The following is an 8,072-nucleotide window of genomic DNA, read 5'->3' on the forward strand; positions in this document are numbered from 1 at the left end:
AGAATTAATAGATTATAAAAGTACTTTAAATTTACCAAGTACAAACTTTCCAATGAAAGGAGATGGACCTAAAAGAGAACCTGAAATTCAAAAATTTTGGTTTGAAAATAATATCTATGAAAAAGCTTTAGAAAAAAGAAAAGTAAAAAATAAAGGCAGCTTTTTACTTCATGATGGACCACCATACTTAAGTTCTCCAGACATTCATATTGGTACTGCATTAAATAAAATACTTAAGGATATTGTTGTTAAATATAAAACATTACAGGGGTATTATTCGCCATACTTGCCTGGTTTTGATTGTCATGGGCTTCCTATTGAAAGTGCAGTTTTAAAAGATAAGAAAAGTAATTCTTTAAAAGAAATATCACCTTTAGAAATACGTAAACAATGTACAGAGTTTGTAATAAAAAACAAAAAATTTCAAGAAGAAAAATTTAAAAGACTTGGTATTTTAGGAGATTGGGATAATGCATATATGACTATTCATCCCAAGTTTGAAGCTAAACAACTTAAGCTCTTTAGTCAAATGGTTGAAAAAGGGTACATATATAGAGGACTTAAACCTGTTTATTGGTGTAGCACTTGTCAAACTGCACTTGCAGAAGCTGAAGTTGAGTATGTGGAAAATTATAAATCTCCAAGCATTTATGTAAGTTTTGAGGTTGTTAAATCTTCTTGTCCACGCCTTGAAAAATATAAAGATTTAAAAGTTATTATTTGGACAACTACACCATGGACTATTCCAGGTAATTTAGCAATTGCAGTAAATGAATCTTTTGAGTATGTTGTTGTTTATTCTAAAAAATTTGGTCATATGTTAATTGCAAGTGGACTTTTATCTGAATTTAATAAAAAAATTTCTGAAGAAACAACTGTTCTTGAAAAATTAAAAGGGAAAGAGCTTGAAAAAAGTATTTGCCAACATCCTTTATATGCCAAAGAAATCCCAGTCATACTTGGTGAACATGTAACTTTAGAAACTGGTACAGGATGTGTTCATACTGCTCCTGGACATGGCTTTGAAGATTTTGCAATTGGTTTTAAATATGGACTTGGTATTTTATCTCCAGTAGATTCTAAAGGTTTATTTACTGAAGAAGCTTGTAATGATTTAAAAGGATTGTATGTTCATAAGGCTGGAAATCAAAAAGTTATTGAACTTTTATTACAAAAAAATGCTTTAATAAGTCAAGAAGAATATTTTCATAGTTATCCTCATTGCTGGAGATCTAAAACACCAATTATTTTTAGAGCTACAAAACAATGGTTTTGCAGTGTTGAAAAATTTAAAGATAAAGCATTAAAAGAAATTGATAAAGTTCAATGGATTCCACCTGTTGGGAGAAATCGGATTTATTCAATGGTTGAATCCAGGACTGATTGGTGTATTAGCAGGCAGAGGGTTTGGGGTGTACCAATACCAGCAGTTTATTGTAATACTTGTAAAGAAAATAATGAACATTTAAATAAACAAATTATAGAACATGTAGCAAAAATTGTTGAGGAAAACGGAAAAAACGGAGAAAGAGGAACTAATGCATGGTGGGAATTAGACATAAAAGAGCTCTTACCACCTACTTATAAATGTGACAAATGTGGTAATGATTCTTTTACAAAAGAAACTGACACTATGGATGTTTGGTTTGATTCTGGTTCTACACACTTTGCAGTTATTGATGAAAGAAAAGAATTAAAAGATATTAAAGATGTAATGTATCTCGAAGGAAGTGATCAACATCGCGGCTGGTTTCAATCTTCACTTTTAACTTCAGTAGCTATTAAAGAAAAAGCACCATACAAGTATGTTCTTACTCATGGTTTTGTCTTGGATGAAAATGGGCGAAAAATGTCAAAGTCCTTAGGTAATGTAATAGATCCCCAAAAAGTTATAAATGAATATGGAGCAGATATTTTAAGGCTTTGGGTTAGTAGTACTGATTATTCTTCAGATATGAGGATAGGTCAGACAATGCTTAAACAACTAGCAGAAGTCTATAGAAATATTAGAAATACTGCAAGATTTATTCTTAGTAACTTATATGATTTTGACAATAAAAATATTGTTCAATATGAAGAGTTGTGGTTTATAGATAAATTTATTTTATCAAGTTTGGAAGAATTAAAAAAATCTATTAATAGTTGCTTTAATGATTATCAGTTTTACAAATATTATCAATTAATTCAAAATTTTTGTACGACTGATCTTTCTAGTTTTTATTTTGATATAGTAAAGGACAGATTATATACTGCAGGAAAAAATTCCAAGTCAAGAAAATCTGTCCAGTTTGTTTTAAATGAAATTTTAAACTTCCTTGTAAGAGTTTTATGTCCTGTACTACCACATTTGGCTCAGGATATATGGGATTATTTACCCGCTAATTTTTCTAAATCTACAGAGTCACCAATTTGTTTAGAGTGGATTGAAAGTAATCCAAAATTTGAAAGTGAAAGTAAAACCTCAGAAAAAATATTGACTGATGTCAGAGCAATTGTAAATAAGGCTCTTGAAATTGCAAGAGCTGAAAAAAAAATAGGAAAGTCACTTGAGGCAAAAGTACATATTTACTTAAAAAAAGATGACTATTATGCATTCTTTAGGGCATTTAATAAAACTGAGCTGGAAGCTCTTTTTATTGTTTCTCAGGCTGAAATTTATAATAAGGATAAAACTTATAAACAAGATGGTTTTGAAGAATATTCATCTGTGGATGATGGGTCATGCTTAGTAGTTGTTACTGGTGCAGATGGTAGTAAGTGTCCAAGATGTTGGAAGTATTCAACTGATATTGGCAGTGATGCTGACTATAAGGATATTTGTATCTTATGTGTACAGGCTGTTAATGAGTATAAAGCTTTATTACTTTGACTTCCTATATTCACCAGCAATAGCTACATTTAACTTATTAGGATAAATATATTTTTTTATTGCACTATTTACGTCTTCTAATTTAAGTGAATTAATTGTTTGTGGATATTTGTTTATGTAATCACTTCCTAGTGAATAAAATTCCATTTTAATTAATGTATCTCCTATATTTTTATATGTAGATAAGTATTTTGAAATAAATGAATTAATAACTGACTTTTTTGCTTTTTTTAATTCTGCATCTGTTATACCAACTTTTACAAAATTATTAATTTCTTCTTTAATAAGATTTATTCCTTTATCAACATTTTCATTGTTAGATCCAAAATAAATACCAAACTCTCCTTTACCATGTGTAGCATTTATATAAGAAAAAATTGTATAAACTAAACCTGCATTATCCCTGACTTTTTTAGCTAAAGTACTTGAAAGTGAACTGCCACCTAAAATGTAATTTGCAATATGGAGCTTATAAAAATCAGGATCAGTTCTTTTTACATTCCCAGCATGACCAAGAAATACATCTGATTGCATTTTATCTTTTACATAGACAGTTTCTAATTTAGGGATATCCCTGACTAATGTATCTGGAATGTGGATTCTGTCTTCGTCATCTTTGTCTTTGTTATTTGTTTTAGTTAAATATTGTTCTAATAAATTAGTAAAATCATTTAATTGTTTTTTATCAATGTTACTTACAAGTGAAATTGTAATTTTATGATTTTTAATTATCTTTTTGTGAGTGTCTTGAAGAGATTTCATTGTTATTCCTTTAATAATTTTTATGTCTTCTTTAAAATCATTTGAATAATAAGGATGTTCTTTATTATAGATTGTTTGACTAAATTTTCTTTCGGCTATTTCTCTGGTATCGTCTTTTGATTCAATAATTTCTGCAATCATTTTTTCTTTTTCTTTTTTTACTTCGTCTTTTGAAAAATTAGGATTTAATAATATGTCCATAAGTAAGGTTATTGATTTAGTTAGATTTTCATTTAGTGTAGTGAGGCTGAATTTAAAAGATTCTTCATCACATGAAAATTCAATAGATGTTCCAGTACTGTCTAAAAGTTTTTCAATGTTTTCTTTCTTATAATTCTTACTGCCTTTTTCTAAAATTTGTGAAATTAAAATGCAATCTGATTCATTCTTTTTAGGTACTAAGCTACTTCCTCCACTTATTACTCCTGAAATATAAGTTACAGGAATGTCTATTTTGTCATATATTAATAATTTAGAACCATCAGTAAATTTCTTAGTTTTATAAGAAAAAGTTTTAAATAAATTTTCTAAAGAAGTTGCATTATTAATATTAGTAGATCTATAGTGAGGAGTTCTACTTAAGTTAATATTTTGAACCTCATATCTTCCTTCGTTTTCTCTGTTTTGTATTATTGGCTGGAAATAACCAACAGTTTTATTTTTTGTTTGAAAATATTTTTTCAATGCATTTATAATTTCATCCTTGGTTACTTTTTTTATTTCATTTAACCAGTAAGTTGATTGTTTCCAGTCATTTGCAATTTCAAAATAACCAATGTTAAATGCTTGGTTAGAGGTGCCGTCAAGTGAAAATAAATAGTTTGCTTTAATTCTGTTTTTTGCAGCTTGTATTTCTTCGTCAGATGGTGGATTTTGAATAAGTTTATTAATCTCATTTGTTATTATGTTCTCAACTCGTTTGTGGCTTGCTTTTTGGGTAAGTGGTATTAAAATATAAAATAGTCCTGGATCTTTATTAACTTCAGCACCACCAGAAACCTCAGTTGTTAAGCTTTTTTCAACTAGTTCTTTTTGTAGTGGGCTGTTTCTTCCTTTAATTAAAATTTCTTCAATTAAGTTTAAGGGATATATGTCTTTGTTATTTGTTTCTACAATGTGATAAGCAATTTCTAGTAATTTAAATGTACCAGATCGCTTTATTGAAAATCTGTTTTCTTTATCTTGAGGTTTGTCTTTTTTTATTTCTTCATTTGAATAACTAGTTATTTCATTTTTAATATTGCCAAAATGGTTATCAATTAAATTAAGAGCATTTTTTTCATTAAAATAACCAACAAGAATTATTGTGGAATTGTTTGGATTATAAAATTGTGAGTAAAATTTGTGCATTATTTCGGAATTGATTTTTTTTATGTCAGGAGTGTAGCCAATTACTGGATTTTTGTATGGACTTTCTTTGTAAGCAGCCATTCTGACATTTTGATCCAAGAATGTTTCTGGATTATTTAAATTACCTTCAAGTTCAGAAAGTACAACTGTCCTTTCTAAATTTAATTCTTCTTCTTTTAATAAAGAACCTTTCATTCTGTCAGCTTCAATTTTTATTACTTCTTCCAAAAAATCAGGTGAAATAGTCTCATAATATGCAGTTCCATCAGAAGAAGTAAATGCATTAAATACGCCACCATTATTTTGTATTATTTCAGAGATTTCTCCTTTTTTATAATTTTTTGTACCTTTAAACATCATATGTTCTAAGAAATGTGCAAGTCCACATGCACCTTTTGACTCATTTCTAGAACCGACTTTGTACCAAATAGAAAATGTAATTAATGGTAGAGAATCATTTTTTTTTAATAAAATTTTTAATCCATTTTCATGGTGATATTCTTTAATCCCATTAATTTCTTCAATAAACTTTATTCTATTCTGCACCTTATATACCTTTTTAATGTCTTTTGATTTTACCTCTTTTACCTCAGCTGTCCATAATGTGATTAATATTAGTAGTACAAGTGATATGTAAAATTTAGTGCTAGCTCTCATTTCAAGAATATAATACTAGCGGTTATTTATTGATTTCACAAATTAGATTGTAATTATTTTCTTATTTAAGGAATCGTTAAGGATTTGTGGGTATTATTTAGATGATAGTATGAAAAACATCTTTTTTATTTTTAGTTTTGTATTACTTTCTTGTCAGCTTTGTCTTGTGGCTATTGCAAGTGTAGATAAAATTGATGGTCTTGAATATGTTGTAAGAAAATTAAATGACATACCTCTTCCTAAGACTATAGCAAAACAATTTGATTTATATGAGATATATTTTGAAAACAGGACAAATAAAACTTTTTCAATCCCTGGCTATAGTGTAGATGTAGGTGTCTCATATTTTAATTCAAATCAAGTAAGTTCTTTCTTTAAGGATAGTTCTTCAAAAAAATTAGCTGTGTTTAATTTAGCTGCAGGTGCTGCATCAATTGCATTAAGTGGTATTGCTAGAACAGCTGCAAATACTGCATTTCGGTCTGTTGGATCATTAAAAGGTAAAGCTTTTAGTGTATATGATGATTCTGTTTTTCTTTCACCAAATAAAACATATATTCTTTATCCTAATACTTTTCTTTCAATATTGTTGTTTGTTGATAAATACATTGGCTATGCACCAAATTCAATTAGATTTATTTGTCGTGATGAAGAGCTTAATTTAAATTTTATTGTAATTAATGACAAGATTGATCTTAGAGAAATTAATGCTTATTCTAACGAGGATAAAGAGGATAAAGAAGAAACAGATGAAGCTACATCTAAAGATGTTATAGCTAGTCCAAACACAGATTCATACAAATAAAATTATGTTATTATTTAAAAGTTAATTAAGTTAGAGATTTTTTTATTCAATGAATACAGAAAGTACAAGCACGTTAAGTAAAACAGAAGGTAAGATTGTACAGATTATAGGGCCTGTTATAGATGTTGAGTTTCCACCGGCTCACTTGCCGGATATTTATACTTCTTTAGAAATCAAATATAAAAATGCAGCAAATCAGGAAGTAAAAGTAATTGTTGAAGTCCAACAAATCATTGGGGATAATAAACTTAGAGCAGTAGCAATGAGTTCTACAGATGGTTTGTCTCGTGGCATGACTGTTATTAATACTGGAAAGCCAATTACTGTACCAGTAGGTAATGAAACACTTGGAAGAATATTTAATGTACTTGGAGATTTAGTAGATGAAGCTAGTCCTATAAAAGTAGTTGAAAGATGGCCTATCCATAGACATGCCCCAAGACTTGTAGATCAAAGTACAGAAGTTAAAATATTTGAAACGGGAATTAAAGTCGTTGATTTGTTGGAGCCTTATGTAAAAGGTGGAAAGATTGGACTTTTTGGTGGAGCAGGTGTTGGAAAAACAGTAATCATTATGGAGCTTATAAATAATGTTGCTAAAGCTCATAAAGGGATCTCAGTTTTTGGAGGAGTTGGTGAAAGAACAAGAGAAGGGAATGATTTATGGAATGAAATGAAAGAATCAGGAGTTATTGAAAATGTTGCACTTGTTTATGGACAAATGAATGAACCACCTGGAGCTCGTATGAGAGTTGGATTGTCAGCATTAACAATGGCTGAATATTTTAGAGATATTCAAAAAAAAGATGTTTTATTTTTTGTAGACAATATATTTAGATTTACACAAGCAGGTTCAGAGGTTTCAGCTCTCTTAGGAAGAATGCCAAGTGCAGTAGGATATCAACCAACATTAGCTATTGAAATGGGCGAACTTCAAGAAAGAATTACAAGTACAAAAGATGGTTCAATTACTTCTGTTCAAGCAATTTATGTACCAGCTGATGACTTAACAGATCCAGCTCCAGCAACAACTTTTGGGCACTTAGATGCTACAACTGTTTTAAGCAGACAAATTGCTGAGCTTGGAATTTATCCTGCAGTTGATCCACTATCATCAACTAGTACAGCTTTAAAGCCTAATATAGTTGGGAATGAACATTATCAAGTAGCTAGAGGTGTCCAGCAAACTTTACAAAGGTATAAAGAGTTGCAAGATATTATTGCAATTCTAGGTATGGATGAACTCTCTGAAGAAGATAAATCAACTGTTACAAGAGCTAGAAAAATCCAAAGATTTTTAAGCCAACCTTTTTTTGTAGCTGAGGTTTTTACAGGAACTAAAGGGAAGTATGTAAAACTTGAAAAAACTGTCCAAGGTTTTAAAGAAATCCTTGAAGGGAAATATGATGGATTGCCAGAACAAGCTTTTTACATGGTAGGAGATATAGAAGAAGTTAAACAAAAGGCACAGGGGATTTAAAATTTAAAATTCTCGCAAGTTTAAAACTTAACAATTAATTTTTTTCGTAGAATGCAGAATTGGGATCAAATAAAGCATTTTAGGTCTGAAAAATAGATTTTTCTGTAGGCCATTTGAAATAACCATATTGAGGAATTACTGGAAAATAA

General features: G+C 29.4%; 4 protein-coding genes. 3 read left to right on the forward strand and 1 reads right to left on the reverse strand.

Annotated elements, in window-relative coordinates:
* Window positions 1-7 precede the first annotated feature (7 nt).
* Entirely contained in the window at window positions 8-2,869 is a 2,862-nt protein-coding gene (ileS, locus tag HYY52_08135) for an isoleucine--tRNA ligase (protein MBI2996652.1), read from the forward strand.
* Here the strand turns inward: ileS and HYY52_08140 are convergent.
* Window positions 2,861-5,638: an insulinase family protein gene (locus tag HYY52_08140; GenBank protein MBI2996653.1), complete on the reverse strand. Its 2,778-nt coding sequence runs from the start codon at window positions 5,636-5,638 to the stop codon at window positions 2,861-2,863. The genes ileS and HYY52_08140 overlap by 9 nt on opposite strands.
* A gap of 109 nt (window positions 5,639-5,747) precedes the next feature.
* Between HYY52_08140 and HYY52_08145 the strand changes: the two genes are divergently transcribed.
* Together HYY52_08145 and atpD are read left to right on the forward strand one after the other, a co-directional pair.
* Window positions 5,748-6,443 carry a hypothetical protein gene (locus HYY52_08145; GenBank protein MBI2996654.1) on the forward strand — a complete coding sequence of 232 codons (696 nt, stop codon included), beginning with the start codon at window positions 5,748-5,750 and terminating at the stop codon, window positions 6,441-6,443.
* A 49-nt stretch (window positions 6,444-6,492) separates the two neighbouring features.
* Window positions 6,493-7,923 (forward strand): F0F1 ATP synthase subunit beta, encoded by a 1,431-nt coding sequence (gene atpD, locus HYY52_08150; GenBank protein MBI2996655.1) that lies wholly within the window; start codon window positions 6,493-6,495, stop codon window positions 7,921-7,923.
* Window positions 7,924-8,072 lie beyond the last annotated feature (149 nt).

The organism is Candidatus Melainabacteria bacterium (assembly GCA_016193285.1).
GTDB lineage: Bacteria > Cyanobacteriota > Vampirovibrionia > 2-02-FULL-35-15 > 2-02-FULL-35-15 > JACPSL01.